The organism is Mycobacterium ostraviense, assembly GCF_002705925.1.
Taxonomy (GTDB): domain Bacteria; phylum Actinomycetota; class Actinomycetes; order Mycobacteriales; family Mycobacteriaceae; genus Mycobacterium; species Mycobacterium ostraviense.
Genome location: NZ_NKRE01000001.1, coordinates 3370398 through 3396193, shown reverse-complemented (window position 1 = coordinate 3396193; position 25796 = coordinate 3370398). Strand labels below are relative to the sequence as shown.

The following is a 25796-nucleotide window of genomic DNA, read 5'->3' as shown; positions in this document are numbered from 1 at the left end:
GTCAGGCCTTGACGATGTTCTCGTAGTCGGGCAGACCGTTCCAGGTGACGTGCACATTGCTGACCTCGGTCGACCACCCCACGACGGCGATGTTGTCCCACAACGGGACGACGGGCATGTCGTGGAACAGGATTCGCTGTGCGTCGTTGACCAGCAGGTCAGCCTCGCGCAGGGTGGGCGCGGCTTCGGCTCTGGCCAGCGCCGCGTCGAATTCGCCGCTGGAGTAGCCGACGTCGTTGGAGCCGGCGCCGGTGGTGTACAGCGGCGCGAGAAACTCGATCATCGAGGGATAGTCGCCTTGCCAGCCGGTGCGGAATGCCGTGTTGATGCTGCGGTTGGTGATCTGGGTGCGAAAACCCGCGAAGGTTGGCTGTGGCGCGCCCACGGCGTCGATGCCCAGCACATTCTTGATGCTGTTGGCCACCGCGTCGACCCACTCCTGGTGGCCGCTGTCGGCGTTGTAGGCGATGGCGTATCGGCCGCTCCACGGCGAAATCGCATCGGCTTGGGCCCAAAGTTGGCGGGCCCGTCCGGGATTGAAATCCAACACCTCGTTACCCGGGATGTTCGGGTCGAATCCCGGCAGCGAGCGGGCGGTGAAATCGCGGGCCGGGCTGCGGGTTCCGTTGAAGATGTTCTGGCAGATCTGTGGGCGGTTGATGGCCGCCGACACGGCCAACCGGCGCAGCCGGCCCTCCTCGCCGCCGAAGTGCGGCAGCCGCAGCGGCGTGTCCAGGGACTGGTTGACCGCAGCCGGCCCGCTGGTGGCATGGTCCCCCAGGTCACGCTTGTAGATCGTCAATGCGCTCGACGGAATCGTGTCCAGCACATCGAGATTGCCGGACAGCAGGTCCGAATAGGCGGTGTCGAGGTTGGCGTAGAACTCGAACCGCAGACCCTTGTTTCGAGGTTGCCGGTTGCCGTGATAGTCGGGGTTGGGCACCAGATCAATCTTGACGTTGTGTTCCCACGAGTCGCCGTCAGCCAACTTGTAGGGGCCGTTGCCGATCGGATTGCGGCCGAACGCCGCCATGTCACGAAATGCCGTGTCGGGCAGTGGATAGAACGAGCTGTGGCCCAGTCGCAACACGAAGTCGACGGTCGGCGCCTTGAGCCGCACGCTGAACTCGAGGTCGTTGACCACCCGCAACCCGGACATGGTGGTCCGCTTCGCGTCGCCGGCGGCCACCTCGTCGTATCCCTCGATCGGGCTGAAAAACTGCTGCTGCAGTTGGGCGTTGGCGGCCAAGGCGCCGTAATTCCAGGCGTCGACGAACGAGTGGGCCGTCACCGGTGAGCCGTCGGTGAACTTCCAACCCGGTTTGAGGACGATTCGGTAGTTGACGTTGTCGGTGGTTTCGATGGACCGGGCGACCTCCGGTGCGGGCTTGCCGGTGGCGTCGTAGGACATCAGGCCGGCGAACAGCCGATCGAGGATGCGCCCGCCGTTGCTGTCGTTGGTGCCGGTCGGGATCAGCGGGTTGGGCGGCTCCCCACCGTTGACCAACACCACATCGGGGCTCAGCAGGCCGCCGCCGCACGCCGTCACACCGGCGGCCACCAGTAGCACGGAGGCAACTGTGGCCAGCCAGGCCAGCACGGCGCGCAACATGACAGCGACCCTAAAGCGTGCGGCCCCGCCAATCATGCGGGGCCCGGACGCTGGGGCTGGTTTGCGCCAAGGGCTGCCGCCTCTTCGGGTTTGACGTCCAATGCGCGCCGGGACGAGCCCCGACATCCTAGAATCCCGCGGATGACCGTCACATCTCTCGCCGCACACGGGGGCGTCTTTCAGGCGGCGTATTTGACGGTGGCGCTCGTCGTTCCCACGGTGGGATGGATCTTGCTGATCGTCGGGTTGAAGCAACGCTCGCGCGGTCGTCCGCGACGCGATGTTCGACGGCCACCCCAACCGCCGAACCGGGGCAGATCGCCGGGCACCACGCTGATCGTCATCGGCACGGTGCTCCTGACGTTGGGTGTGCTGGCGATCTTCGGACGCCTGGCCAGTGCCGGTCCGAGGCCGTCCGAGGGATCCCGCGGTGCGGAATTGGATTCGGGCACCGGGCTTCTCACCTCCCCGATGGCCGACGAGCCAGCCACTGACGGTGGTCGGCACGCGACACGGCGGGCGGGCTGGCCACCGAATCTTGTGATTCGAGGTAATCGGGGTGTCTTTCCCGGATAATCACCGTCGTGCATGCACCCCAGGGGCGCCCGCCGCGGCGATGTGCCCGCCGAGTAATCGCCGCCTTCGCGATGGCCGCAACAAGTTGGGCCGGGACCATGCCGGGCCCCGCCGCATGGGCCGCGCCGGTTGACAGCAACGACGAACCGACGCCGTGCCGGGCGGAGCGCATCGCCGTGACCGCCTCCCCGGGCCAGGCCGCCGTAGGCCACCGCGCGCTGAACCTGATATTCAGCCTTGCCGGCGGCGCGGTGCCGTGCACGCTGACCGGCTACCCCGGCGTCGACTCGGGCGCCGGCGGGCCCCTCATTCATGCCAAGCCCTCGCTGCGCGGGTACATGGGCGGCTTGCCGGCCGGTGTCACGGTGCCGCCCACCGTCACCGTGTCGCTGTCGCAACAGGCGCAGAGCATCGTGGAGAGTATCGCCGTCGACGCCGCCGGGAGCCAATGCCCCACCTACACCGACCTGCTCGTCAACCCTCCCGACACCCCGGTGGTGCTCACCGTGCCGGCCACCATCGGTGCCTGCCAATTGCAGGTGCACCCCATCACCGAGGCAGCACCGCAACCCGGTGAGTCGGCTTAGCCAGAGCTTTAGCCGGACAGCCTCGACCGGGCCGGCCACCGCACAGCGCTAGGCTCGACAGAGTGACCGAGACTGAAGTCCCGTCCGCCTACCCACCGCCGCAACACTTCGTCGACCAGGCGAACGCCCGCGAGGAGCTGTACCGCGCGGCCGAGGAAGACCGCCTTGGGTTTTGGGCCAAGCAGGCCGACCGGCTGTCCTGGGCGACGCCGTTCACCGAGGTCCTGGACTGGTCCGATGCCCCGTTCGCCAAATGGTTCGTCGGCGGCAAACTCAACGTCGCCTACAACTGCCTGGACCGCCACGTCGAAGCCGGCCACGGCGACCGGGTCGCCATCCACTGGGAGGGCGAGCCCACCGATCACCGCCGCACCCTGACGTATTCGGAGCTGCTGACCCAGGTGGGCAAGGCGGCCAACGCGCTCACCGGCCTCGGCCTGGTCGCCGGCGACCGCGTGGCCATCTACATGCCGTTGGTCCCCGAGGCCGTGATCGCCATGCTGGCGTGCGCTCGGCTGGGCATCATGCACACCGTCGTCTTCGGCGGTTTCACCGCGCACGCACTGCGCGCCCGGATCGCCGATGCCCAGGCCAAGGTGCTGATCACCACCGACGGGCAGTACCGGCGCGGCAAGCCGATGCCGCTGAAAGACGCCGCCGACGAGGCGGTCAACGACCCTGACAGCCCGGTCGAACACGTTGTGGTGGTGCGGCGCACCGGAATTGACGTGGCCTGGAACGACGATCGCGACCTGTGGTGGCACGACGTCGTCGACCCCGCTGCAGCCGAACACACGCCGGAAGCGTTCGACTCCGAGCACCCGCTGTTCCTGCTCTACACGTCGGGCACCACCGGCAAGCCCAAGGGCATCCTGCATACCACCGGCGGCTATCTGACCCAGAGCTGCTACACGATGCACACCATTTTCGACGTCAAGCCGGACACCGACGTGTTCTGGTGCACCGCCGACATCGGCTGGGTCACCGGCCACACCTACGGCGTCTACGGACCGCTGTCCGCCGGTATCACCGAGGTCCTCTACGAGGGCACACCGAATACCCCCGACGAGCACCGGCACTTCCAGATCATCGAAAGATACGGTGTCACAATCTATTACACCGCGCCGACACTGATCCGGACGTTCATGAAATGGGGTCGCGAAATCCCCGACGTCCACGACCTGTCCAGCCTGCGGCTGCTCGGCTCGGTCGGCGAACCGATCAACCCCGAGGCGTGGCGCTGGTACCGCGACGTCATCGGCGCCGGACGCACACCGGTGGTGGACACCTGGTGGCAGACCGAGACCGGCTCGGCGATGATCTCGCCGCTTCCCGGTGTCGCCGCGGCCAAGCCCGGGTCGGCGATGACGCCGCTGCCCGGCATCTCGGCCAAGATCGTCGACGACCACGGCGATCCGCTGCAACCGGACACCGATGGCGACGAGCACGTGACCGGTTATCTCGTTGTGGACCAGCCGTGGCCGTCGATGCTGCGCGGCATCTGGGGTGATCCGGCGCGCTACCACTACGCCTACTGGTCGAAATTCGCCGACAAGGGCTATTACTTCGCCGGGGACGGCGCGCGCATCGATCCCGACGGCGCGATCTGGATTCTGGGCCGCATCGACGACGTGATGAACGTGTCCGGGCACCGCATCTCCACCGCCGAGGTGGAATCGGCGCTCGTCGGCCATTCCGGGGTGGCCGAGGCGGCCGTGGTCGGGGTTACCGACGAGACCACTACCCAGGCCATCTGCGCGTTCGTCGTGCTCCGGGCCAACTACGAACCGCACGACGGGACCGCCGAAGAATTGCGCTCCGAAGTGGCCCGGGAGATCTCGCCGATCGCCCGGCCCCGTGAGGTCCACGTGGTGCCGGAACTACCCAAGACCCGCAGCGGCAAAATCATGCGCCGGCTGCTGCGCGATGTCGCCGAAAACCGGGAGCTCGGTGACACGTCGACGCTGTTGGATCCCGGCGTTTTCGACGCGATCCGGGCCGCGAAATAGCTCAGCCCCCGATGGGGACGAAGTCCGAGCCCGGCCGGTTCTTGGCGTTGATGTCGGCCAGGTCCGCGTTGATCGACATCACCACCGCCGGGGTATGCAGCGGAACGTATTTGGTGACGCAGCCGGGCAGATTCTCGCTGAAGGCGCCGTGCAGCATCCCGACCAGCAGGTTGTCGACCGTCACCGGCGCGCCCGAGTCCCCGGGGCCGCCGCAGACCTGCATCACGATGGTGCCCGGGTCCTGGCCCGGACCCCAGGTCACCCCGCACGAGTTGCCCGTGGATCGGCCTTGTTTGCAGGCGATCTGGCCGAACGTCGGATCGGGACCGATGCCGTTGATCGCAAAGCCGTTGAAGTCGGCCACCGGCGTCACCTTGGCCGGATCGAACTTGATCACCGCGTAGTCGAGGGTGTCGTTGCCGGCGACCATGGTGCCCACGATGCCTTTGGCCTCGGCGCCCTCGGCGGCGACGGGCGCGCCCGGACCGCCGCAGTGCGCGGAGCTGAATCCGATGAGGTCGCCGTTCTTGTCGTGGCCGATGGTCGTCAACGTGCACAACGTCCCGCCGTTGACGACGATGCCCGCGCCGCCACCCAACGGAACCTTGTCGTCAGCAGCCGCGGTGCCCGCGGGAAGAAACCCAACAGCCAGGAACACGGCCACGGTCGCCGCGGGGAAGCGGCGGTGCGCCGTCTGCAAAGTGGTACTCCCGTCGGTGGTTGGACATCTTCCGGACATCACCGGACATCAAGGGAACATCGAGGGCCAGATGCGCCAGTGTAGATGATCGTCAGATTACGTCCGATGCGGTTAGGTGTGGCCGCGGACCGTCAATTTAATAGGTTGAAACCGCCCGGTACCTCACGGTCTTCGGCTGGCCTCGTCCGGCACCCGGAGCGCATGGCAACATAAACCGCGGCTACCGCGAAACCGTGGCCCGTCAACGCGAGAGGATCGTCTGTGAGCAAACCTGATCGCCAGACCGGTGTGCCCAGCACGCTGACCACGATTCCGTTGGCCGATCCGCACGCCCGGCCCGGTGAGCCGTCGATCGGCGACCTGATCAAAGACGCGACAACCCAGATGTCGACGCTGGTGCGGGCCGAGGTCGAACTGGCCCGCGCCGAGATCACTCGCGACGTCAAGAAGGGTCTGACCGGCAGCGTGTTGTTCATCGCCGCGCTGGTGGTGCTGTTCTACTCGACCTTCTTCCTGTTCTTCTTCCTCGCCGAGCTGCTCGACTCCTGGCTGTGGCGCTGGGTGGCGTTCCTGATCGTGTTCGCCCTCATGGTGGTGACCACCGTCGTGCTCGCCCTGTTGGGTTTCCTCAAGGTCCGCCGGATCCGGGGACCGCAGCAGACCATCGAGTCGGTCAAGGAGACCCGCACCGCGCTCCTGCCGGGCCACGACAAGACCCCGGCCGTGACCCGCCCCGCGGCGGCGCCCGAGGGCAAGACGCCCACCGATACGTCGGGTTGGTAAGTGCCGGCACCAGATCCGTCGATGACCCGCATCGACGGGCCCTGGCGTCATCTGGACGTGCACGCCAACGGCATCCGGTTCCATGTCGTCGAGGCCATCCCGGCCGACCCGGACGCAACGGAGCCGGCCATGGCACGGCCCTTGGTGATGCTGTTGCACGGGTTCGGTTCGTTCTGGTGGTCGTGGCGTCACCAACTGCGCGGGCTCACAAGTGCCCGGGTGGTCGCGGTCGACCTGCGCGGCTATGGCGGCAGCGACAAACCGCCCCGCGGCTACGACGGCTGGACCCTGGCCGGTGACACGGCCGGATTGATCCGCGCGCTGGGACACTCCTCGGCGACGCTGGTCGGTCACGCCGACGGCGGGCTCGCCTGCTGGACCACCGCGCTGCTGCACTCCCGGCTGGTGCGCTCCATCGCGCTGATCAGCTCACCGCACCCGGCCGCGCTGCGACGGTCCACCCTGACCAGGCGAGACCAGGGCCGCGCGCTGTTGCCGACATTGCTGCGCTACCAAGTGCCGCTGTGGCCCGAGCGCCTATTGACCCGACATGACGCGGCCGAAATCGAGCGCCTGGTGCGCATTCGCAGCAGCGCCAAATGGGTTGCCTCCGAAGACTTTTCGCAGACCATCGGCTATCTGCGGCAAGCCATCCGGATTCCGGCGGCCGCGCACTCCGCGCTGGAGTATCAGCGTTGGGCGGTGCGCAGTCAGCTGCGCGGCGAAGGCCGGCGCTTCATGAAGTCGATGCGCCGGCAACTCGGCGTGCCGTTGCTGCACCTGCGCGGCGACGCCGATCCCTACGTGCTGGCCGATCCGGTCGAGCGCACCCAGCGTTACGCACCGCACGGACGCTACGTATCCGTCTCCGGCGCTGGACATTTCAGCCACGAAGAAGCGCCCGAAGAGGTCAACCGGCAGCTGGCGCGGTTCCTCGATCAGGTGCACCGGCTCAGCTGACGCACGCCCCGGTGGCGACGCGCTGGGTGGCCCCGAGCTTCTCCAGCTGACTGGCCACCTCACCGGCGGTGAGCACGAACCCGGTGTCCGGGTCGTCGACGGCCGCGCCGAAGACCACGCCGAGCACCTGACCGTTGAGGTCGATCAACGGCCCGCCCGAGTCTCCCTGTTCCACGTTGGCCCTGATGGTGTAGACGTCGCGGGTGACCGGCTGCGGGTTGCGGTAGATGTCGGGACCACTGAGTTTGATGGCCTCGCGGATCCGGGCCGGCGTCGCGGTGAAGTTGCCGCCGCCCGGGTAGCCCAGCACCACGACGCTGGTGCCCGTTCTGGCTTCTTCTTGGGCGAACACCAGCGGCGGCGGCGACAGATGCGGGACGGCCAGGATCGCGATGTCGACCGAAGGGTCGTAGGACACCACGGTCGCGTCCAGGGGCTTGCCGCTCGCGTACACCTGCACACTGTTGGACCCGGCGACCACGTGCGCGTTGGTCATCACGCGCTCGGGTGCAACCACGAAGCCGGTGCCCTCCAGCACCTTCTGGCAGCTGGGCGCCAGGCTACGGATCTTGAGCACGCTCGGCGCGGTGGCCGTCACCACCGGGTTGTCGGCCAGCGCGGGATCCGGCGAGGCGACCGGAATGACCGGAGTGCGGCTGAACGGCTCCAGCACCTGCGGCAGGCCCGAGGTGTTCAGCAGCGCCGAAAGCCGCTTGGGCACCGTCTTGAGCCAGGTGGGTGCCACCTCGTTGACCTCGGCGAGCACCCGCGACCCGCGAACCGCCGCCGCCAGCTCCGGCTGATCCTTCGACTGGGTCAGCGGCGTCGCCAGCAGCCACGCCGCGGTCAGCACCACGACCAGCTGCACCGCCACCCCGATGACCGAGTCGACCACCCGGACCGGCCGGTTGCGGATCGCGCCGCGCACGGCCCGTCCCAGCACCACACCCGCGACTTCGCCGACCACGACCAGTCCCAGAATCAGAAACAGCGCGGTGAACAGCTTGGCCCGGGGGGCAGCGATGTGGGCGACGATGTGGGGCGCCAGCAGCACACCGGCGATCGCGCCCAGCAGCACACCGGCAAACGACAGCATCGAGCCCAGCGCACCGGAGCGCCAACCCGAGACCGCCGCGATGAAGGCGACCGCCAACACCGCGATATCCAGCCACTGGGACGGAGTCATGGCATTCATCGAATTCATCGCAGTCCACCCTGCTCACCGACCAGCGCCATCGCGTCATCCAGTTCCCAGACATCATGGGTGTCCCAGGGCCTGGCCCACCCCGCAACGTCAAGCACCGCCGAGATCACCTGGCCGGTGAACCCCCACACCAACATGTGGTTCAGCAGAAACCCCGGTCCGGCCCAGCGGCGGCTGAGGCCGCGCCGGTACACCATCAGCCGGTTTTCCGGATTGACGAAGGCGCGCACCGGAACCCGGGTCACCATGGCCGTTTCCGCCTCGTTGACGACGTGCACCGGTCCGGGATCGGGGGAATACGCCAGCACCGGGACGACGTGGAATCGCGACGGGGCGATGAAGGTGCGTTCCATGGTGGCCAGTGGGTGCAGCCTGGTCGGGTCGAGCCCGGTCTCCTCATGGGCTTCCCGGAAGGCGGTGGCCACCGGACCCTGGTCTCCGGGATCGGATGCGCCGCCGGGGAAGGCCGCCTGACCAGCATGGTGACGCAAGGTCGACGCCCGCACCGTCAGCAGCAGGTCGGCGTCGTCGGGAACGCCGCCGTCGGCCCGCCCGGACTCGGGACCGGAGAACAGCACCAGAACGGCCGCTTCGCGTTCGTTGCGACGCAGGGATGCGGTCGCCCGGGCCGCCGTCACCATGGCCAGCATGTCGGCCGGCAGCCGCCGCCGGACCGCGTCGGGTACCCGGTCCACGTTGTCAACCAGCGGGCGCAGCCAGGGCGGGCCGACCTCGGGCGTCAGGGCAACCCCAGCGTTCACCGGCGCCTCCTTGTCGGGCTGGTCGGGTGCACCTGCCCGCCTTCTCTCCAACCGCTCACCACGCCTTGTCTCCGACCGCGGCCGCTATCTCCTCGGCGCTGGCGAAAGCGCGCGGCAGGGTCTGGGCCACGCTACCGTCCGGCCGCAACAGCACCGTCGCGGGCATCACATTCGCCACCCGCAATGCTGCCGCCACCCTACGGCGGCCGTCCTGCAGGGTCGGCAACCGAACACCCAGATCGGCCAACCGCAGTAACGCGGCCGTCTCGTTCTCGTCCTGATGCACCGTCACCACCATGACGTCGGGCCCGACCCGTTGTTGATATTCGGCCATCGCGGGCAGTTCGGCTATGCACTCCGCGCACCAGTACGCCCATAGATTGAGCAGCACCCGTCGTCCGGCCAGCGCCCGGGCCACGTCGACGGCCGAACCGTCGGCCGCGCATTCCACCACCACGCCGCTGAGTGCCGGTGAGCCCGGACCGTCACCGGCGGCCGGGCAGGGCGGCAGGTTGGCGTGCCGCCGCGGCCCGGCCAGCGCCGCGGCGGTGTCGGCATCCCGGTGATCTCGCGCCGCCGGCGCCTGTTGGGTCGCGGTGCTTGGGGAGTCGTCGCGCAGTTGGGCGACCAGCGCCACGATGAGGGTGGCGACCACCGCCAGGACCGCGATGGTCCAGCGGGATCTCGAGGTCAGTCGCGATGTCACAGGCCGGCAAGGGCCAGCAGATGCTCGGTTTCGGGGCCCTGGACAAGGGGTGCGGCCAGCAGCGGTTCGGTGGGGCCGAGGCCGAAGGAAGGGCAGTCGTTGGCGAGCACGCAGACACCGCACGCGGGCTTGCGGGCATGGCACACCCGGCGCCCGTGAAAGATCACCCGGTGGCTGAGCACGGTCCACTCCTTGCGTTCGATCAGTTCGCCGACCGCGTGTTCGACCTTCACCGGGTCGGTTTCGGCGGTCCAGCGCCAGCGCCGCACCAACCGCCCGAAATGGGTGTCGACGGTGATCCCAGGGATGCCGAAGGCGTTCCCGAGGATGACGTTGGCGGTCTTGCGCCCGATTCCCGGCAGCGTCACCAGTTCGGCCATGGTGGCGGGCACCTCGCCATCGAACCGCTCGACCAGAGCTTGCCCGAGGCCGATCAACGCGTTCGCCTTGTTACGGAAGAAACCGGTGGGACGAATGAGGTTTTCCAGCTCGGTGCGGTCCGCTTTGGCATAGTCGAGCGCCGTCCGATATTTCGCGAACAACGCCGGCGTCGTCAGGTTCACCCGTTTGTCGGTGCTTTGCGCCGAGAGGATGGTCGCCACCGCCAGCTCGAGCGGATTGGTGAAGTCCAATTCGCAGTACACGCGCGGAAACGCTTGTGCCAGTTGACGATTCATCCGCCGGGCGCGGCGCACCAAGGCGGTGCGGGTTTCGCCGGACCAGCGCTTGGCGACGTCGGTGGCGGGCGTGGCTGGTTTGGGCCGGGTCGGCCCGGACGACTTTGCCGCAGTCACCTACGACAGAGTACTGATTTCGTGATCTGATCGAGACCTCGTGTTGATTCAAGGCCATGTTTACTCTCCATGTGTCGTGGTTGCTGGTGGCGTGCGTTCCGCCGTTGCTGATGCTGACCACCCTCGGCCTTGGTCGGCTGGAACAGACGCTTTCCTGCGATACCGTGACCGCCTCGGATGTCGCCGAGTTTCTCGAGCAGGCTCAGGCCGTCGATGTGCACCGGCTGGCCCGTGATGGCATGCCGGAGGCGCTGGCTTATCTGCATCGACGCCAGGCGCCGGCCCTGACCGAAGGCCCCGCCACCAGGACCCTCACCGGCAAGCATCACGCCGATCCGTACCGTGCTGCCCCCCGACACAGCCATTCCCGGGTTAAGGCGACTCGACACGTCAATCGTGTGTAGCGTTGGCACGTCGTACCGATTGGCCTAACCTGTACACCGGCGCTGGTCGAGAGGGACGGCCTGCCCGTATCACTTCGTTGGAAAGCTGAAGAGGCAACGTGGACGAGATCCTGGCAAGGGCAGGAATCTTCCAAGGGGTTGAACCCAGCGCGGTCGCGGCACTGACCAAGCAGCTGCAGCCCGTTGACTTCCCCCGCGGACACACGGTTTTCGCTGAAGGTGAGCCGGGCGATCGGCTGTACATCATCGTCGCCGGCAAGGTGAAGATCGGGCGCCGCTCGCCCGACGGCCGGGAGAACCTGCTAACCATCATGGGGCCGTCCGACATGTTCGGCGAGCTGTCGATCTTCGACCCCGGGCCGCGGACGTCCAGCGCGACCACCATCACCGAGGTGCGGGCGGTATCGATGGACCGCGACGCGCTGCGGGCGTGGATCGCCGATCGTCCGGAAATCGCCGAGCAACTGCTGCGCGTCCTGGCCCGCCGGTTGCGGCGCACCAACAACAACCTGGCCGACCTCATCTTCACCGACGTGCCCGGCCGGGTGGCCAAGCAGCTGCTGCAGCTCGCCCAGCGTTTCGGCACCCAGGAGGGCGGCGCGATGCGGGTCACCCACGACCTCACTCAGGAGGAGATCGCCCAGCTGGTCGGCGCTTCCCGGGAGACGGTGAACAAGGCGCTGGCCGACTTCGCGCACCGCGGCTGGATCCGGTTGGAGGGCAAGAGCGTGCTGATCTCCGACTCCGAACGCCTGGCGCGCCGGGCTCGCTAACTTCGCCGAGCCTGTAATTCTGCAGGCCTCTACTCGCGCTTTGGCTGCAAATTTTCAGTCTCGGCGCAGATAGTCCAGCTGCACCTGCACCGACCATTCGGCCGCATCCCAGAGCTTCTCGTCGACGTCGACATAGACATGTTCGACGACCTGACGGGTGGTGGCTTCATCGCCGAGGTCCCGCAGTGCCGAGCGCACCTGCTCCAGCCGCTCCTGCCGGTGCGCCAGGTACCCCTGCGCGACGGCCGCGACGTCAGTCAATTCCGGCCCGTGCCCGGGCAGGACGGTCCGCTGACCCAATCCGCGCAGCCGACGCAGCGATTCCAGGTAGTCGGTCAGGCTGCCGTCGTCCTTGTCGAGAACGGTGGTGCCGCGGCCCAGCACGCTGTCGGCCGTCAGCACGGCATCGTCGAGGAGGAACGACAGCGAGTCGGCGGTGTGCCCCGGGGTGGTCAGTACCGTGATCTCCAGGCCGGCAGCCTCGATCACTTCCCGATCGCCCAGCACCACCTGGTCGCCGCGCAGAAATTGCGGGTCCGCGGCGCGTACCGGTGCCCCGGTCAGCTCGACCAGCTTGTCGATGCCGTCGGTGTGGTCGCCGTGCCGATGGCTGATCAGCACCAGCGCGATGCGGCCCAGCGCAGCGACCCGGGCGAGGTGCTCGTCGTCGCCCGGCCCCGGATCGACGATGACCAGCTCGTCGCTGCCCGGTCCGCACAGCACCCAGGTGTTGGTGCCCTCCAGCGTCATCAGGCCGGGATTGTCGGCCACCAGCACCGATGCCGTGTCGGTGACCGGCCGCAGCCGGCCGTAGGCGGGATGGGTCAGCGGCTCGGTCACGGCCGCTGGCCGACCTCCACGATCAGCTCGACTTCGACGGGTGCGCCCAGCGGTAACTCGGATACGCCGACGGCCGAACGCGCATGCGCGCCGTTGTCGCCGAACACCTCGGCAAGCAGGTCCGAGGCTCCGTTGATGATGCTGGGCTGACCGTGAAAGCCCGGTGCGGAGGCGACGAACCCGACCACCTTGACCACCCGGGTCACCGAGTCCAGGCCCACCAGCGAATCCACCGCCGCCAGCGCGTTGAGCGCACACATGCGCGCCGCGGCCTTGGCTTCCTCCGGCGTGATGTCTGCGCCCACCTTGCCCGTGCAGGCCAGCTTCCCGGCCTCGAAGGGCAATTGCCCCGAGGTGTAGACGAGGTTGCCGGTGCGCACCGCCGGCACGTAGGCCGCCAGCGGCGCCACCATCTGCGGAAGCGTGATGCCCAGTTGCGCGAGCCGGGATTTTGCGTCCATTACTTCGGGCGCTTCAGGTAGGCGACGTGCTGCTCGCCGGTTGGCCCCGGCAACACCGCGACCAGCTCCCAGCCGTCGGCTCCCCACTGGTCGAGGATCTGTTTGGTGGCGTGCGTGAGCAGCGGAACCGTCGCGTACTCCCATGCGGAGGGTTGGGTCATGACGGCAGCTTATCCGCCGCCGTTGACAAGCTCCGGCCAGCCCGGCGGCCGGGCGAAGCGGTAGGGCTAGCATGCGATGGTGGCGAACACACCTAACGACGGTCCTTCCGTCGGCTGGCCGTCGCGCCTGTCGAAGGCCCGCTTGCACTTTGTGACCGGCAAAGGCGGCACCGGGAAATCCACCATCGCGGCCGCGCTGGCGCTGACTCTGGCAGCCGGAGGCCGCAAGGTCCTCATCATCGAAGTCGAAGGGCGCCAAGGGATTGCGCAACTCTTCGATGTGCCGCCGCTGCCCTATCAGGAGGTCAAGATCGCGACCGCCGAGCGCGGCGGGCAGGTGAACGCGCTGGCAATCGATATCGAAGCCGCGTTCCTGGAATACCTCGACATGTTCTACAACCTGGGTATCGCGGGCCGGGCAATGCGGCGCGTCGGTGCGATCGAGTTCGCGACGACGATTGCGCCCGGCCTTCGCGATGTGCTGCTCACCGGCAAGATCAAGGAAACGGTGGTCCGCCTCAACAAGGGGACCAAGAGCCCGGTATATGACGCGATCGTGGTCGACGCACCGCCGACGGGCCGCATCGCACGCTTCCTGGACGTCACCAAGGCGGTCTCCGATCTGGCCAAGGGCGGGCCGGTGCATTCGCAGGCCGAAGGGGTGGTGAGGTTGCTGCACTCCGATCAGACCGCGATCCATCTGGTGACGCTGCTGGAAGCGCTGCCCGTGCAGGAAACCCTGGAAGCGATCGAGGAGCTCGCCGACATGCAGTTGCCGATCGGCAGCGTCATCGTCAACCGCAATATTCCGACCTACTTGAGCGCCGAGGACCTAGCGAAGGCCGCCGAGGGCGATGTCGATGCCGACTCGGTACGGTCCGGTTTGGCACTGGCCGGAATCGAGCTGGCGACAACGGATTTCGCTGGTCTGCTGACCGAGACGATCCAGCACGCCAGCCGAATCAGCGCACGCGCCGAGACCGCGCAACAACTTGACGCATTGCATGTTCCACGGCTGGAATTACCCACGATTTCCGATGGTGTCGACTTGGGCAGCTTGTACGAGCTTTCGGAATCGCTTGCACAGCAGGGGGTTCGATGAGCACCGTACCGAAACCTCTCGACATGGCCTCGATCCTGGCCGACACGTCCAACCGGGTTATCGTATGCTGCGGGGCCGGTGGTGTGGGCAAGACCACCACTGCGGCGGCAATTGCCTTGCGCGCCGCCGAATATGGCCGCACCGTCGTCGTCCTGACGATCGACCCGGCCAAGCGGCTGGCTCAGGCGCTGGGTATCGACGACCTGGGTAACACCCCGCAACGGGTGCCACTGGCCCCGGAGGTGCCCGGTGAGCTGCACGGGATGATGCTCGACATGCGGCGCACGTTCGACGAAATGGTGGTCCAATACTCCGGATCCGAACGGGCACAATCGATTCTGGACAACCAGTTCTACCAGACCGTCGCCACATCGCTTGCCGGCACCCAGGAGTACATGGCCATGGAGAAGCTGGGGCAGCTCCTGGCGCAGGACCGCTGGGATCTGGTCGTGGTGGACACCCCCCCATCACGCAACGCGCTGGACTTTCTGGACGCGCCAAAACGATTGGGCAGCTTCATGGATAGCCGGTTGTGGCGGCTGCTGCTTGCTCCGGGCAGAGGTATCGGCCGGTTGGTAACCGGTGTTATGGGTTTGGCCATGAAGGCGCTGTCTACGGTGCTCGGTTCGAAGATGCTGAGCGATGCCGCCGCATTCGTGCAATCGCTGGACGCCACATTCGGAGGTTTCCGCGAGAAGGCTGACCGAACTTATGCGTTGCTGAAACGGCGCGGTACCCAGTTCCTGGTGGTGTCGGCAGCCGAGCCCGATGCGCTGCGTGAGGCGTCGTTCTTCGTCGACCGGCTGACCGAAGAAGGCATGCCGCTGGCGGGGCTGGTGTTGAACCGCACCCACCCGATGCTGTGCGCGTTACCCGTCGAACGTGCAATCGACGCGACCGAAACGTTGGAAGAGGAGCACAGCGAGTCGGAGGCGGCGTCGCTGGCGGCAGCGGTGCTGCGGATCCATGCCGACCGCGGGCAGACGGCCAAGCGAGAAATCCGGCTGTTGTCCCGGTTCACCGGAGCCAACCCACACGTGCCTGTCGTCGGGGTCCCGTCGCTGCCGTTCGACGTCTCCGACCTGGATGCGCTGCGCGCGCTCGCCGACCAGATCGCCCCCGTCGGCGACGAAGCGGCCCGCGCTGCGGGCCGCTGAGAAGCCGACCAACCAGGCCCCCGTCGGCGACGAAGCGGCCCGCGCTGGGGGTCGCCAACTAGCTGGGAGGCCGGCGTGGCGGTATCGAGCGTGCACTGAGGGCGTCGACTGTGAAGCCAGGGCGCGGCCACGCCGGAATTTTCCGCCCCAGTCACACACTCGACGCCCACGACTCACACTCAACGTCGAAAGCGCACGCGCGAACACCCCGGCCACCCGCTGGAACGCCGTCGAATCACACTCGGCGCCCACGACTCACAGAACATTCGCGAAACCGGCCCCCACCGCGACGAACACCGATACAGTGAGAAAACCGCGCCATTGCGCATACGCCAGTTCCTGTTGGACACAAGGCAATTAGAGCCGACGGCCAGCCACCGTAACAAAATCGTAATGAGGAACGACGAGCCGACCGGCTCGCCTGCACCCCGATCCGAGAGCCTTAACCGACGCTGCGACGCTTGCGCTTCTCGAGGTAGTCCGACCACGAGACCACCTCAGGATGCTGCTTGAGCAGCGCCCGGCGCTGACGCTCGGTCATGCCGCCCCACACCCCGAACTCGACCTTGTTGTCGAGTGCGTCGGCTGCGCATTCCTGCATTACCGGACAGTGACGGCAGATCACCGCGGCTTTGCGCTGCGCGGCCCCACGGACGAACAGTTCGTCCGGGTCCGTCGCCCGGCACAGCGCTTTTGATACCCAGTTGATCCGTTCCTCCGCATCGGTACTGCGGAGAAGGTTTTGCGCCGACGTGAGGTTTGTCCTTCGAGCGGCCGGACGTGTTCCTGACACGAGCTGATCCCTTCCTCCCGGCCGCGGATCGCGACCGCCCTCCTCGGGTACCAGCCGATGTTGCGACCTAAGACACACTGTGCACATCGGTGTTACCTGAATCTCACTGCGCTTATAAGTTAGGTGGTCAGGTGGCAATTGCGCAACAGTCCGATAACGCTTTTTTTGGGACGCGCGTCCCGACTTCTGCCGATCGGCCGGCGGAAAAGCACCCCCTCGGTCCCCGATTAGGTCCCTGACCTGTGACGCACGCGCAAAATAAGCGCCGGGGCGCCGACGGCACCGCCGTCACCGCTTTCCTAAGAATTTTTTTCAGTCTCGCGGCGCGGGGGCGTGACAAGGGGCCGCTACTGTAGTACGCATGTCCGATCGCCCCCCGGTGGCGCTTACCCTGCTGAAGCTCGCGGGCTGCTGTGTGCTGGCCAGCGTCGTGGCCACGGCACTGATGTTCCCCTTCGCAGGCGGACTCGGGCTGATGTCCAATCGCGCTTCCGAGGTAGTGGCGAACGGCTCGGCTCAACTCCTTCAGGGGGAGGTTCCGGCCGTGTCAACGATGGTCGACGCCAAGGGCAACACCATCGCGTGGCTGTACTCGCAGCGCCGGTTCGAGGTGCCCTCCGACAAGATCGCCAACACCATGAAGCTGGCGATCGTCTCCATCGAGGACAAGCGCTTCGCCGAGCACAACGGCGTCGACTGGCAGGGCACCCTCACCGGGCTGGCCGGCTACGCCTCCGGCGACCTCGACACTCGCGGCGGTTCGACTATCGAGCAGCAGTACGTCAAGAACTACCAACTGCTGGTCACCGCCCAAACCGACGCCGAGAAGCGGGCAGCCGTCGAGACCACTCCGGCGCGCAAGCTGCGCGAGATCCGGATGGCGCTCACCCTGGACAAGACCTTCTCCAAACCCGAGATCCTGACCCGCTACCTGAACCTGGTGTCCTTCGGCAACAACTCGTTCGGCGTGCAGGACGCGGCGCAGACCTACTTCGGCATCAACGCCTCGGATTTGAACTGGCAGCAGGCGGCCCTGCTGGCGGGCATGGTGCAGTCAACCAGCGCGCTGAACCCCTACACCAACCCCGAGGGCGCGCTGGCCCGGCGCAACCTGGTCCTCGACACCATGATCGAGAACATCCCGCAAGAGGCCGACGCACTGCGTGCCGCCAAGGCGCAGCCGCTGGGAGTGTTGCCGCAACCCAACGAATTGCCCCGCGGCTGCATCGCCGCCGGCGACCGCGCCTTCTTCTGCGACTACGTCCAGGAGTACCTGTCCCACGCGGGGATCAGCAAAGACCAGCTGGCCAAGGGCGGCTACCTGATCCGCACCACGCTGGACCCCGACGTCCAGGTCCCGGTCAAGGCGGCGGTCGACAAATTCGCTCCCCCGAGCCTGGCCGGCATCTCCAGCGTGATGAGCGTCATCGCACCGGGCAAGGACTCACACAAGGTGCTGGCGATGGCCAGCAACCGCAAGTACGGCCTGGACACCGAGGCCGGTGAAACCATGCGGCCCCAGCCGTTCTCACTCGTCGGCGACGGCGCGGGATCCATTTTCAAGATCTTCACCACGGCCGCCGCGCTCGACATGGGTATGGGCATCAACGCCCAACTCGACGTGCCACCCCGATTCCAGGCCAAAGGCCTGGGCAGCGGCGGAGCCAAAGGCTGCCCCAAGGACACCTGGTGCGTGATCAACGCCGGCAATTACCGCGGATCGATGAACGTGACCGACGCGCTGGCCACCTCCCCCAACACCGCCTTCGCCAAGCTGATCTCGCAGGTCGGAGTGAGCCGCGCGGTCGACATGGCCATCAAGCTCGGTCTGCGGTCCTATGCCAATCCCGGCACCGCGCGCGACTACAACCCCGACAGCAACGAGAGCCTGGCCGACTTCGTCAAACGCCAGAACATCGGGTCGTTCACCCTGGGTCCGATCGAGGTGAACGCGCTGGAACTGTCCAACGTCGCCGCCACGCTGGCTTCCGGCGGCGTGTGGTGCCCGCCGAACCCGATCGACAAGCTGATCGACCGCAACGGCAACCAGGTTTCCGTCACTACTGAGACCTGCGAACAAGTGGTGCCCGAAGGGCTGGCCAACACCCTTGCCAACGCGATGAGCAAGGACGCCGTGGGTAGCGGCACCGCAGCCGGCTCGGCCGGCGCCGCCGGCTGGGACCTGCCGATGTCGGGAAAGACCGGCACCACCGAAGCACACCGGTCCTCCGGATTCGTCGGCTTCACCAATCGCTATGCGGCGGCGAACTACATCTACGACGACTCGACGTCACCGACCGATCTGTGTTCCGGCCCGCTGCGCCACTGCAGCAATGGTGACCTCTACGGCGGGAACGAGCCGGCCCGGACCTGGTTCACCGCGATGAAGCCGATCGCCAACAATTTCGGCGAGGTGCACTTGCCGCCCACCGATCCGCGGTACGTCGAAGGCTCGGCGGCCTCCCGGGTGCCGAGCGTGGCCGGGCTGGATGTGGACCAGGCGCGCCAGCGTCTGCGGGACGCCGGTTTCCAAGTCGCCGACCAGCCCAACGCCGTCAACAGCAGCGCCAAGTACGGCGAAGTGGTCGGAACATCGCCCAGCGGCCAGACCATTCCGGGTTCGATCATCACGATCCAAATCAGTAACGGCATCCCGCCGCCACCGCCGCCGCCGGAGGACGGGCCGCCGGTCCCGATCGGTTCGCAGGTCATCGAGATCCCCGGGCTGCCGCCGATCACCATTCCACTGCTGGCTCCGCCGCCGCCTCCGTAGGGTCGTGTTGCGCTAGACACAAGCGATCAGTTGCCGACCGGCAGTAGGCTGCCTGCATGGCTGTTTCGCCCGTCCTGTTACGCACCGGTGCCGTCGCGCTCGGCTCGATCGTCGCCGGGATCGGTTACGCCGCGCTCATCGAACGCAACGCGTTCGTACTGCGCGAGATCACCATGCCCGTGCTGAGTCCGGGCTCCACCCCGCTGCGGGTCCTGCATATCAGCGACCTGCATATGCTGCCCGGCCAGCGCCGTAAACAGGCCTGGTTGCGCGAGCTGTCCAGCTGGGAGCCCGACCTGGTGGTCAACACCGGCGACAATCTGGCCCATCCCAAGGCGGTGCCGGCGGTGGTGCAGGCCCTGGGCGACCTGATGCACCGGCCGGGCGTCTTCGTCTTCGGCAGCAACGACTACTTCGGGCCGCGCCTGAAGAACCCGGCCAATTACCTGATCAACCCGGGGCACCGCGTCCACGGCGAGCCGTTGCCCTGGCAGGATCTGCGGGCGGCGTTCACCGAGCGCGGCTGGCTCGACCTCACCCATACCCGTCGTGAGTTCGAGGTGGCGGGGCTGCACATCGCCGCAGCCGGCGTGGACGACCCCCACATCGATCGGGATCGCTATGACACGATCGCAGGCCCGGCAAGCCCGGTCGCGAACCTGCGGCTGGGACTGACGCATTCGCCGGAGCCTCGGGTGCTGGACCGCTTCGCCGCCGACGGCTACCAGCTGGTGATGGCCGGCCACACCCATGGTGGGCAGCTGTGCCTGCCGTTCTACGGCGCGCTGGTCACCAACTGCGGGCTGGACCGGGCGCGGGCCAGAGGTGCATCACAGTGGGGCGCGAACATGCGGCTGCATGTCTCCGCCGGCATCGGGACCTCACCGTTTGCGCCGGCGCGGTTCTGCTGCCGGCCCGAAGCGACCCTGTTGACGTTGATCGCCAGCCCCATGGGCGGCCGGGATTCGAACAGGAATCTGGGCCGTTCGCAGCCCAGCGTCTCGGTGCGTTGAACGACCCGACCCGCATCGCCGTCCGCAGCCTGTCCCGCGATTGGACAGACAATGCGATCCGGCTGATCGAGGCGGACGCCCGGCGCAGCGCCGACACCCACCTGCTGCGTTACCCCCTGCCGTCGGCCTGGTGCGCCGACGCTGACGTCGCGCTGTACCTCAAGGACGAGACCACCCACATCACCGGCAGCCTCAAACACCGGCTGGCGCGGTCGTTGTTCCTGTATGCGCTGTGCAACGGCTGGATCGGGGAGAACACGACGGTGGTCGAGGCGTCGTCGGGTTCGACAGCGGTATCGGAGGCCTACTTCGCGTCCCTGCTGGGCCTGCCGTTCGTCGCGGTGATGCCGGCGGCGACCAGCGCCGCCAAGGTGGCGCTCATCGAATCGCAAGGCGGCCGTTGCCATTTCGTGGAGAATTCCAGTCAGGTCTACGCCGAGGCGGAACGCGTCGCAGCCGAAACCGGCGGTCATTACCTGGACCAGTTCACCAACGCCGAGCGCGCCACCGACTGGCGCGGCAACAACAACATCGCCGAGTCGATCTACGCGCAGATGCTCGAGGAGAAGCACCCCGTCCCGGACTGGATCGTAGTCGGCGCCGGGACCGGCGGGACGTGCGCGACGATCGGGCGCTACATCCGCTATCGGCGGCACGCGACGCGGTTGTGCGTCGTGGACCCGGAGAATTCGGCGTTCTTCCCCGCCTACGCCCAAGGTCGGTCCGACGTCGTGATGTCCGCGTCGTCGCGGATCGAGGGCATCGGCCGGCCGCGGGTCGAGCCGTCGTTTCTGCCCAGCGTGGTCGACCGCATGGTGTCGGTTCCCGACGCCGCGTCGATCGCGGCCGCCCGCCACGTCAGTACCGTGCTGGGACGCCGGGTGGGGCCGTCCACGGGCACCAACCTGTGGGGAGCGTTCGGCTTGCTCGCCGAGATGGTCGCCGACGGCCGCAGCGGCTCGGTGGTCACCTTGCTCGCCGACAGCGGCGACCGCTACGCCGACACCTACTTCGACGACGACTGGGTCGGCGCGCAGGGGCTCGATCCAAGCGGTCCGGCCCGGGCCTTGGTCGAGTTCGAACGCTCCTGCACCTGGGACCCTGAGCCGGCGGTTTGGCGAGTCGACGGGCGGGTGCGATAGGCTGTCGTGGCTTCAAGCGGGGTGTGGCGCAGCTTGGTAGCGCGCTTCGTTCGGGACGAAGAGGCCGTGGGTTCAAATCCCGCCACCCCGACCAGGGCGTTCCGGCGCCTATGCGGTAACCAGGCTGTTCGTGGCGAGCGGTGTTCCGAAGTAGCCGACATCGGGATCGACGACGACGGTCTTGGCTTGGCCTCGGCGCGCCAGGACGTCGCGGGCCATCTGCTCGAACGAGATCTTCTCCGGCCCGCCGACATTGGCGATGCCACCCAACGGTTTGCCTTCCGCCATCCCGGCCACCTCCGTCGCGAGGTCGGCGGCGGCGATGGGCTGGAGCAGCGCGTCCGGGACGCGCGCTTCGTCGCCGAAGGAGGGTGAGTTCGACACGTCGACAACGACGTCGGCCCCGCTCAGAGCGTTGTCGAAACCTGCCCCGGTCAGCGTGTTGACGCCGGTGCTGGGCGACGCCGCCGCCACCCTGCCCGTGCCACCGATCACCACGGCCTGCATGGCTTCCCCCTCTCCCAATTTCCGCCGGGACGCCGGATACCTGCCGGGGCCGCGTGCATACCCGTCTACAAGTTAGCGGAAGAAGCCCGACTGCATAGTTCCCGTATTGAAGGCTCCGGAGCTGAGCGTGGCCGAGTTTCCCACACCCGAGCCGCCGACGACGATATTGGCGGCCGAGTTCCCGACGCCGGCGTTGCGGTCGCCGGTATTGGCGAGACCGATGTTGGCAAAGCCGGAATTACCGATGCCCACATTGGAGGCACCCGAGTTATTGATGCCTGTATTGAAGCCGCCGACACCCGAGTTGAAGAAGCCCGAGTTGAGGCCGCCGGTGCTGGTGTTGAAAAAGCCCGAGTTGTTCGTGCCGGTGTGTCCGAAGCCTGAGTTCGGGCCCACCGTGCCCAGATTTCCGACACCCGTGCTCAGGTTTATCGAGTTGAAAAAGCCCGTGTTGACATTTCCTGAGTTCCCCCAGCCGGTGTTGGTCGAACCGGCGTTCCCGAAACCAGTATTGCCGGCGCCCGAATTCTCCCAGCCGGTGTTTTGGATGCCAGCATTCCCCCAGCCCGCGTTGACATTGCCGGCGTTTCCGAAGCCCGCGTTCAAGACGCCCGCATTTCCATAGCCCGTGTTGAAACGGCCCGAGTTCCCGTAGCCCGTATTGGTGTTGCCCGCATTCCCGAAACCAGTGTTGGTGAAGCCCGCATTCCCGAAACCGGTATTGGCGCCCCCCGCGTTCCAAAAGCCCGAGTTGGTGGCCCCCGAGTTCTCGAAGCCGAAGTTTCCGTTGCCGGAATTGAAGAAGCCTACGTTGTTATTACCGGAGTTGAAAAAGCCAATGTTGTTGTTGCCCGAGTTCCCGAAGCCGATATTGTTGCTGCCTGAGTTCAGCGCACCGATGCCCACCTGATTGTTGCCGGTCAGCCCAAAGCCCACGTTGTTGTTGCCGAGGTTCCCGAAGCCGACGTTGTTGCTGCCCAGGTTGCCGCTACCGAGGTTGAAGTTCCCGAGGTTTCCACTGCCAATATTTGTGCTGCCGTTGTTTCCGCCACCGAAGTTTGCCGGGCCGATGTTTCCGCCGCCCACGTTTCCGTTGCCGATGTTTCCCGCGCCGACGTTGCCGATTCCGCTGTTTCCGGCGCCGACGTTGCCGGTGCCGTTGTTTCCGGCGCCAAAGTTCCGGTTGCCGGTGTTTCCGTCCCCGAAGTTTGCCGAACCGACGTTTCCGTTGCCGATGTTAAGACTGCCGATGTTTCCGCTGCCCAGGTTGGCGTTGCCGACGTTCCCGCCGCCCAGGTTGGCGTTGCCGACGTTTCCGCTGCCCAGGTTGGCATTCCCCTTGTTTCCGCTGCCCAGGTTGGAATCACCTTGGTTTCCGCTGCCCGGCTGCAAATTCCCGGTATTTCCGATTGCCGCCGCTGCATTGGCCGTCGGCGCGCCGGCCGACTGCTCGGGCAGGCCGAGCAGTCCCGACACCATCCGCTGCAGCCCTGCCTGCCACGACTGCAACTGCGCGGCGGCTGCCGAAGCCCCGCCGTGATAGCCCAGCATCGCAACCACGTCGGCGGCCCACATCTGCTCGTATTGCGCCTCAGCAGCAGCAATCGACGGCGCGTTCTGCCCGAACAGATTCGACAGCACCAGTTGCACGAAGGCCTTGCGATTGGCCGCCACCAGCAACGGATGGATCGTCGCCGCCCGTGCGGCGTCAAACGCGCTGGCCACCGCTCTCGACTGGGCCGCGGCCCCGGCGGCCCGCGCCGCGGCCGCGGTCAACCACCCCGCATACGGCGCAGCCGTGGCCGTCATCGCCGCCGATGCCGGACCCTGCCAGAATTGACCAACCAGTCCCGAGGTCACGGCGCCGAACGAGTCGGCCGCCGACTCCAACTCCAGCGCCAATCCATCCCAGGCCACCGCGGCCGCCAGCATCGGCCCCGAACCGGCGCCGGTGAACATCCGCAACGAATTGGTCTCAGGCGGCAACACAGCGAAATTCATCGCGTTCCTCCTCGGTCCGCGCAGGCTGCTCGCCCGCGCCCGTCAACACGATGAGCCACGGGGCAGACATATCGGTAGCGATTGCATTGCGGCGCACGAATAATCATCGTGTAGCGCCTCCCAACTCCCGCTGGTCATCCGGCGCTCACCAGACAACGGATAGCCAGGAATTTTACGTCGACCGCGACAGAAATATCGGAGCTTTGCTGAGGTTGCCGGCGCCACCACTGGAGATTGCGGTCTAGACGACGTGCGCGTGGGCCAGCGCGAACAATAGCGCGACCCAGCCCGCGGAGATCGCCAGACCGGCGATCGCCAGTCCCCGGCCTTCGTCGGGATTCTTGATCTGAACCAATGCGGTGACGGCGCAAACGACGCTCAACACCAGCGCCCCTACGACGCTGAACGCGAACGCCGCCGACGCATAGCCGTTGGTGGCACGCTCTGGCGCGGCGCCGGCAACCGACAGTGGGCGGGTGGTCGTCATCTCGGCTCCATCCCTTCATCGCTGCGTGTCACTGGCGACGAGTTTCCGAGCTGGTGCTTGGAAGATTCTCAACGGATTCTTGGAGCCGTGGCCGGAACCGCACCCTGGTGCCATGGCGGGGCGCCAGCATGATGGAGCGGCGCACGATGCGCTCGGGCAGGTCATCGACGGCACTGAAGTCGCCCTCACGCAACAGTACGTGCAACACGGTGACCAGTTCTCGCATCGAAAAAGCCGCGCCCAGACAACGTTTCACGCCCCCACCGAACGGCACCCAGGCGTAGGTTTGTGGGTGCACCCCGAGGAATCGGTCGGGCCGGAACTCGTTGGGATGGTCATAGACATCGGGATTGCGGTTGATGGCGATGATGTGGACGACGATGCGGGTCCCGGCGTCCACAAGGTAGTCGCCGATGCGAAATGGTTGCGCGGCAACGCGTGCCGTGACGGGCGCGGGCGGCCGTACCCGCAACGTCTCGTTGATCACCGCCGTGGTGAACGCTTCCGCACCGCCGACGGCTTCGGCCCGCACGCGCCGCAGCGCCTCGGGATGGTGCAGCAAGAGATCGAATACCCAGGCCAGCGTGGTCGCGGTGGTTTCGTGGCCGGCCAGCATCAAGGTGATCAGATCATCGCGAATCTCGTTGTCGGACAACCGTTCACCATCGTCGCCGCGCGCGCACATGAGCAATGCCAGGATGTCGCGTTGCTCGGTCAAGCCCGGGTCGTTGCGCCGTCGGGCGATCAGCGACATGACGACGTCGTCGATCTCCCGAAAGGCCCGGGCCCGCGACGGCCACACGCGCAATGTGCCCAAGCGCCGAAGTGCGTAGCGAACCGTCAATTGCTCCGAGACACCGAGGTTCAGCAGACGTTCGAACGGCCGGCCCAATCGCCGCACCTCGTCGGGATCCTGCACACCGAAAACCACCTTGACGATCACGTCCAGCATCAGCGCCCGCGCCGCCGGCAGCAGCGCGAACGGACGGTCGACGGGCCAACTGCGCATCGCCGCGCGGGTGGAGTCTTCGATGATCGGCACGTAACCGCTGAGGGCGGCCCCGTGTAACGGCGGTGTCAGCAGTTTGCGGCGCCGCAGATGCTCCGGCTCCTCCTGCACGAACATCGACCCGGACCCGTAGATCGCCGCCGCGGGGCCCACGCCCTCGCCGCCGAGCAGGACGTCGGTTGGAGCGGTGAACACCTCTTTCACCAGCGCCGGGTCGGACACGATCGCTACGTCGCCCAAAGTGAGAATCGGCATCGTCATAATCGGGCCGTAGCGGCGGATCAGCCGCAGCATCCGGCGTTCCCCACCCACCAGGTAGGCAACCGCATACGCCGTCGCGAAAGCCGTACGAAACGGGCGTGGAGCCGGTAGGCCTGGTGGCCGGCGTATCACATCCGGTGAGCCGGTCGAATCTGGCTCCGAATCAGCAGCCACGCCCACGACACAACACCGCGCCGCCGGCTAGGTCAAGACCGGCCAG

At 66.9% G+C, this 25796-nt stretch carries 26 protein-coding genes and 1 tRNA gene; 13 read left to right on the top strand and 14 right to left on the bottom strand.

Annotated elements, in window-relative coordinates; translation table 11 throughout:
- Window position 1 precedes the first annotated feature (1 nt).
- Window positions 2-1612 (bottom strand): peptide ABC transporter substrate-binding protein, encoded by a 1611-nt coding sequence (locus CDN38_RS15650; RefSeq protein WP_075510487.1) that lies wholly within the window; start codon window positions 1610-1612, stop codon window positions 2-4.
- 141 nt (window positions 1613-1753) lie between these two features.
- Here CDN38_RS15650 and CDN38_RS15645 point away from each other — a divergent pair, with 141 nt between their 5' ends.
- The 3 genes from CDN38_RS15645 to acs all read left to right on the top strand — a co-directional run bounded on the left by CDN38_RS15645 (window position 1754) and on the right by acs (window position 4784).
- Window positions 1754-2188, top strand: a complete 435-nt coding sequence (locus CDN38_RS15645; RefSeq protein ID WP_075510488.1) for a hypothetical protein — start codon at window positions 1754-1756, stop codon at window positions 2186-2188.
- A 98-nt stretch (window positions 2189-2286) separates the two neighbouring features.
- Window positions 2287-2775, top strand: a complete 489-nt coding sequence (locus tag CDN38_RS15640; protein WP_082277103.1) for a DUF4232 domain-containing protein — start codon at window positions 2287-2289, stop codon at window positions 2773-2775.
- A gap of 62 nt (window positions 2776-2837) precedes the next feature.
- Window positions 2838-4784: an acetate--CoA ligase gene (gene acs / locus CDN38_RS15635; protein WP_075510490.1), complete on the top strand. Its 1947-nt coding sequence runs from the start codon at window positions 2838-2840 to the stop codon at window positions 4782-4784.
- A gap of 1 nt (window position 4785) precedes the next feature.
- Here the strand turns inward: acs and CDN38_RS15630 are convergent, their stop codons facing one another.
- Window positions 4786-5484: a chymotrypsin family serine protease gene (locus CDN38_RS15630; protein WP_075510491.1), complete on the bottom strand. Its 699-nt coding sequence runs from the start codon at window positions 5482-5484 to the stop codon at window positions 4786-4788.
- A 261-nt stretch (window positions 5485-5745) separates the two neighbouring features.
- Here CDN38_RS15630 and CDN38_RS15625 point away from each other — a divergent pair, with 261 nt between their 5' ends.
- The gene (locus tag CDN38_RS15625; protein ID WP_075510492.1) at window positions 5746-6267 is read left to right on the top strand and encodes a phage holin family protein; all 522 of its coding nucleotides are present in this window, start codon (window positions 5746-5748) and stop codon (window positions 6265-6267) included.
- On the top strand, window positions 6268-7227 hold the full coding sequence (locus CDN38_RS15620; protein ID WP_075510493.1) for an alpha/beta fold hydrolase: 960 nt from the start codon (window positions 6268-6270) through the stop codon (window positions 7225-7227).
- Here CDN38_RS15620 and marP read toward each other — a convergent pair.
- From marP to nth, 4 genes are read right to left on the bottom strand one after another with little or no spacing between them, the layout of a single operon-like run.
- Entirely contained in the window at window positions 7220-8413 is a 1194-nt protein-coding gene (gene marP / locus CDN38_RS15615; RefSeq protein ID WP_099319405.1) for an acid resistance serine protease MarP, read from the bottom strand. The two genes, CDN38_RS15620 and marP, sit on opposite strands and share 8 nt — an antisense overlap.
- 14 nt (window positions 8414-8427) lie before the next feature.
- The gene (locus CDN38_RS15610; protein WP_075510495.1) at window positions 8428-9192 is read right to left on the bottom strand and encodes an NUDIX hydrolase; all 765 of its coding nucleotides are present in this window, start codon (window positions 9190-9192) and stop codon (window positions 8428-8430) included.
- A 55-nt stretch (window positions 9193-9247) separates the two neighbouring features.
- Window positions 9248-9898, bottom strand: a complete 651-nt coding sequence (locus tag CDN38_RS15605) for a TlpA family protein disulfide reductase (protein ID WP_408633017.1) — start codon at window positions 9896-9898, stop codon at window positions 9248-9250.
- Window positions 9895-10575, bottom strand: coding sequence for an endonuclease III (nth, locus tag CDN38_RS15600; RefSeq protein ID WP_142361356.1), 681 nt, complete (start codon window positions 10573-10575; stop codon window positions 9895-9897). The genes CDN38_RS15605 and nth overlap by 4 nt, the downstream gene beginning before the upstream one ends.
- Window positions 10576-10748: 173 nt before the next feature.
- On the opposite strand from nth, the gene CDN38_RS15595 reads away from it, so the two are divergent.
- Together CDN38_RS15595 and crp are read left to right on the top strand one after the other, a co-directional pair.
- The gene (locus CDN38_RS15595; RefSeq protein ID WP_075510497.1) at window positions 10749-11096 is read left to right on the top strand and encodes a hypothetical protein; all 348 of its coding nucleotides are present in this window, start codon (window positions 10749-10751) and stop codon (window positions 11094-11096) included.
- Window positions 11097-11194: 98 nt separating this feature from the next.
- Entirely contained in the window at window positions 11195-11869 is a 675-nt protein-coding gene (gene crp / locus CDN38_RS15590; protein WP_036362963.1) for a cAMP-activated global transcriptional regulator CRP, read from the top strand.
- Between the two features lie 54 nt (window positions 11870-11923).
- Here the strand turns inward: crp and CDN38_RS15585 are convergent, their stop codons facing one another.
- Genes CDN38_RS15585 through sp36 form a run of 3 tightly spaced genes read right to left on the bottom strand, consistent with a single transcriptional unit; the run spans window position 11924 to window position 13331 of the window.
- Window positions 11924-12709, bottom strand: coding sequence for an MBL fold metallo-hydrolase (locus tag CDN38_RS15585; RefSeq protein ID WP_075510498.1), 786 nt, complete (start codon window positions 12707-12709; stop codon window positions 11924-11926).
- The gene (locus CDN38_RS15580) at window positions 12706-13170 is read right to left on the bottom strand and encodes a RidA family protein (protein ID WP_099319041.1); all 465 of its coding nucleotides are present in this window, start codon (window positions 13168-13170) and stop codon (window positions 12706-12708) included. The genes CDN38_RS15585 and CDN38_RS15580 overlap by 4 nt, the downstream gene beginning before the upstream one ends.
- On the bottom strand, window positions 13170-13331 hold the full coding sequence (gene sp36, locus CDN38_RS15575; protein ID WP_023368608.1) for a Sp36 family protein: 162 nt from the start codon (window positions 13329-13331) through the stop codon (window positions 13170-13172). Before sp36 ends, CDN38_RS15580 begins: the two co-directional genes overlap by 1 nt.
- A 79-nt stretch (window positions 13332-13410) precedes the next feature.
- Between sp36 and bagA the strand changes: the two genes are divergently transcribed.
- The gene (gene bagA / locus CDN38_RS15570; RefSeq protein WP_408633016.1) at window positions 13411-14433 is read left to right on the top strand and encodes an ATPase BagA; all 1023 of its coding nucleotides are present in this window, start codon (window positions 13411-13413) and stop codon (window positions 14431-14433) included.
- Window positions 14430-15590: an ATPase BagB gene (bagB, locus tag CDN38_RS15565; RefSeq protein ID WP_075510501.1), complete on the top strand. Its 1161-nt coding sequence runs from the start codon at window positions 14430-14432 to the stop codon at window positions 15588-15590. Before bagA ends, bagB begins: the two co-directional genes overlap by 4 nt.
- A gap of 442 nt (window positions 15591-16032) precedes the next feature.
- Here bagB and CDN38_RS15560 read toward each other — a convergent pair whose 3' ends face one another.
- Entirely contained in the window at window positions 16033-16383 is a 351-nt protein-coding gene (locus CDN38_RS15560; protein ID WP_075510502.1) for a WhiB family transcriptional regulator, read from the bottom strand.
- Between the two features lie 361 nt (window positions 16384-16744).
- On the opposite strand from CDN38_RS15560, the gene ponA2 reads away from it, so the two are divergent.
- The 4 genes from ponA2 (at window position 16745) to CDN38_RS15540 (ending at window position 21405) form a co-directional block, all read left to right on the top strand.
- Window positions 16745-19156 (top strand): transglycosylase/D,D-transpeptidase PonA2, encoded by a 2412-nt coding sequence (gene ponA2 / locus CDN38_RS15555; RefSeq protein WP_075510503.1) that lies wholly within the window; start codon window positions 16745-16747, stop codon window positions 19154-19156.
- Window positions 19157-19212: 56 nt separating this feature from the next.
- Window positions 19213-20169 (top strand): metallophosphoesterase, encoded by a 957-nt coding sequence (locus CDN38_RS15550; RefSeq protein ID WP_075510504.1) that lies wholly within the window; start codon window positions 19213-19215, stop codon window positions 20167-20169.
- Window positions 20166-21311, top strand: coding sequence for an L-cysteine desulfhydrase Cds1 (gene cds1, locus CDN38_RS15545; protein WP_075510505.1), 1146 nt, complete (start codon window positions 20166-20168; stop codon window positions 21309-21311). Before CDN38_RS15550 ends, cds1 begins: the two co-directional genes overlap by 4 nt.
- Window positions 21312-21328: 17 nt before the next feature.
- A tRNA-Pro gene (locus CDN38_RS15540) sits at window positions 21329-21405 on the top strand.
- A 14-nt stretch (window positions 21406-21419) separates the two neighbouring features.
- Here CDN38_RS15540 and CDN38_RS15535 read toward each other — a convergent pair.
- The 4 genes from CDN38_RS15535 to CDN38_RS15520 all read right to left on the bottom strand — a co-directional run bounded on the left by CDN38_RS15535 (window position 21420) and on the right by CDN38_RS15520 (window position 25756).
- Complete coding sequence (locus tag CDN38_RS15535) at window positions 21420-21818, bottom strand: SDR family oxidoreductase (RefSeq protein ID WP_075510506.1); 399 nt, start codon at window positions 21816-21818, stop codon at window positions 21420-21422.
- 72 nt (window positions 21819-21890) lie between these two features.
- Window positions 21891-23819 carry a PPE family protein gene (locus CDN38_RS15530; protein WP_075510507.1) on the bottom strand — a complete coding sequence of 643 codons (1929 nt, stop codon included), beginning with the start codon at window positions 23817-23819 and terminating at the stop codon, window positions 21891-21893.
- Window positions 23820-24060: 241 nt separating this feature from the next.
- Window positions 24061-24306 (bottom strand): hypothetical protein, encoded by a 246-nt coding sequence (locus CDN38_RS15525; RefSeq protein WP_075510508.1) that lies wholly within the window; start codon window positions 24304-24306, stop codon window positions 24061-24063.
- Window positions 24307-24334: 28 nt separating this feature from the next.
- Complete coding sequence (locus CDN38_RS15520) at window positions 24335-25756, bottom strand: cytochrome P450 (RefSeq protein ID WP_099319039.1); 1422 nt, start codon at window positions 25754-25756, stop codon at window positions 24335-24337.
- Between the last annotated feature and the right edge of the window lie 40 nt (window positions 25757-25796).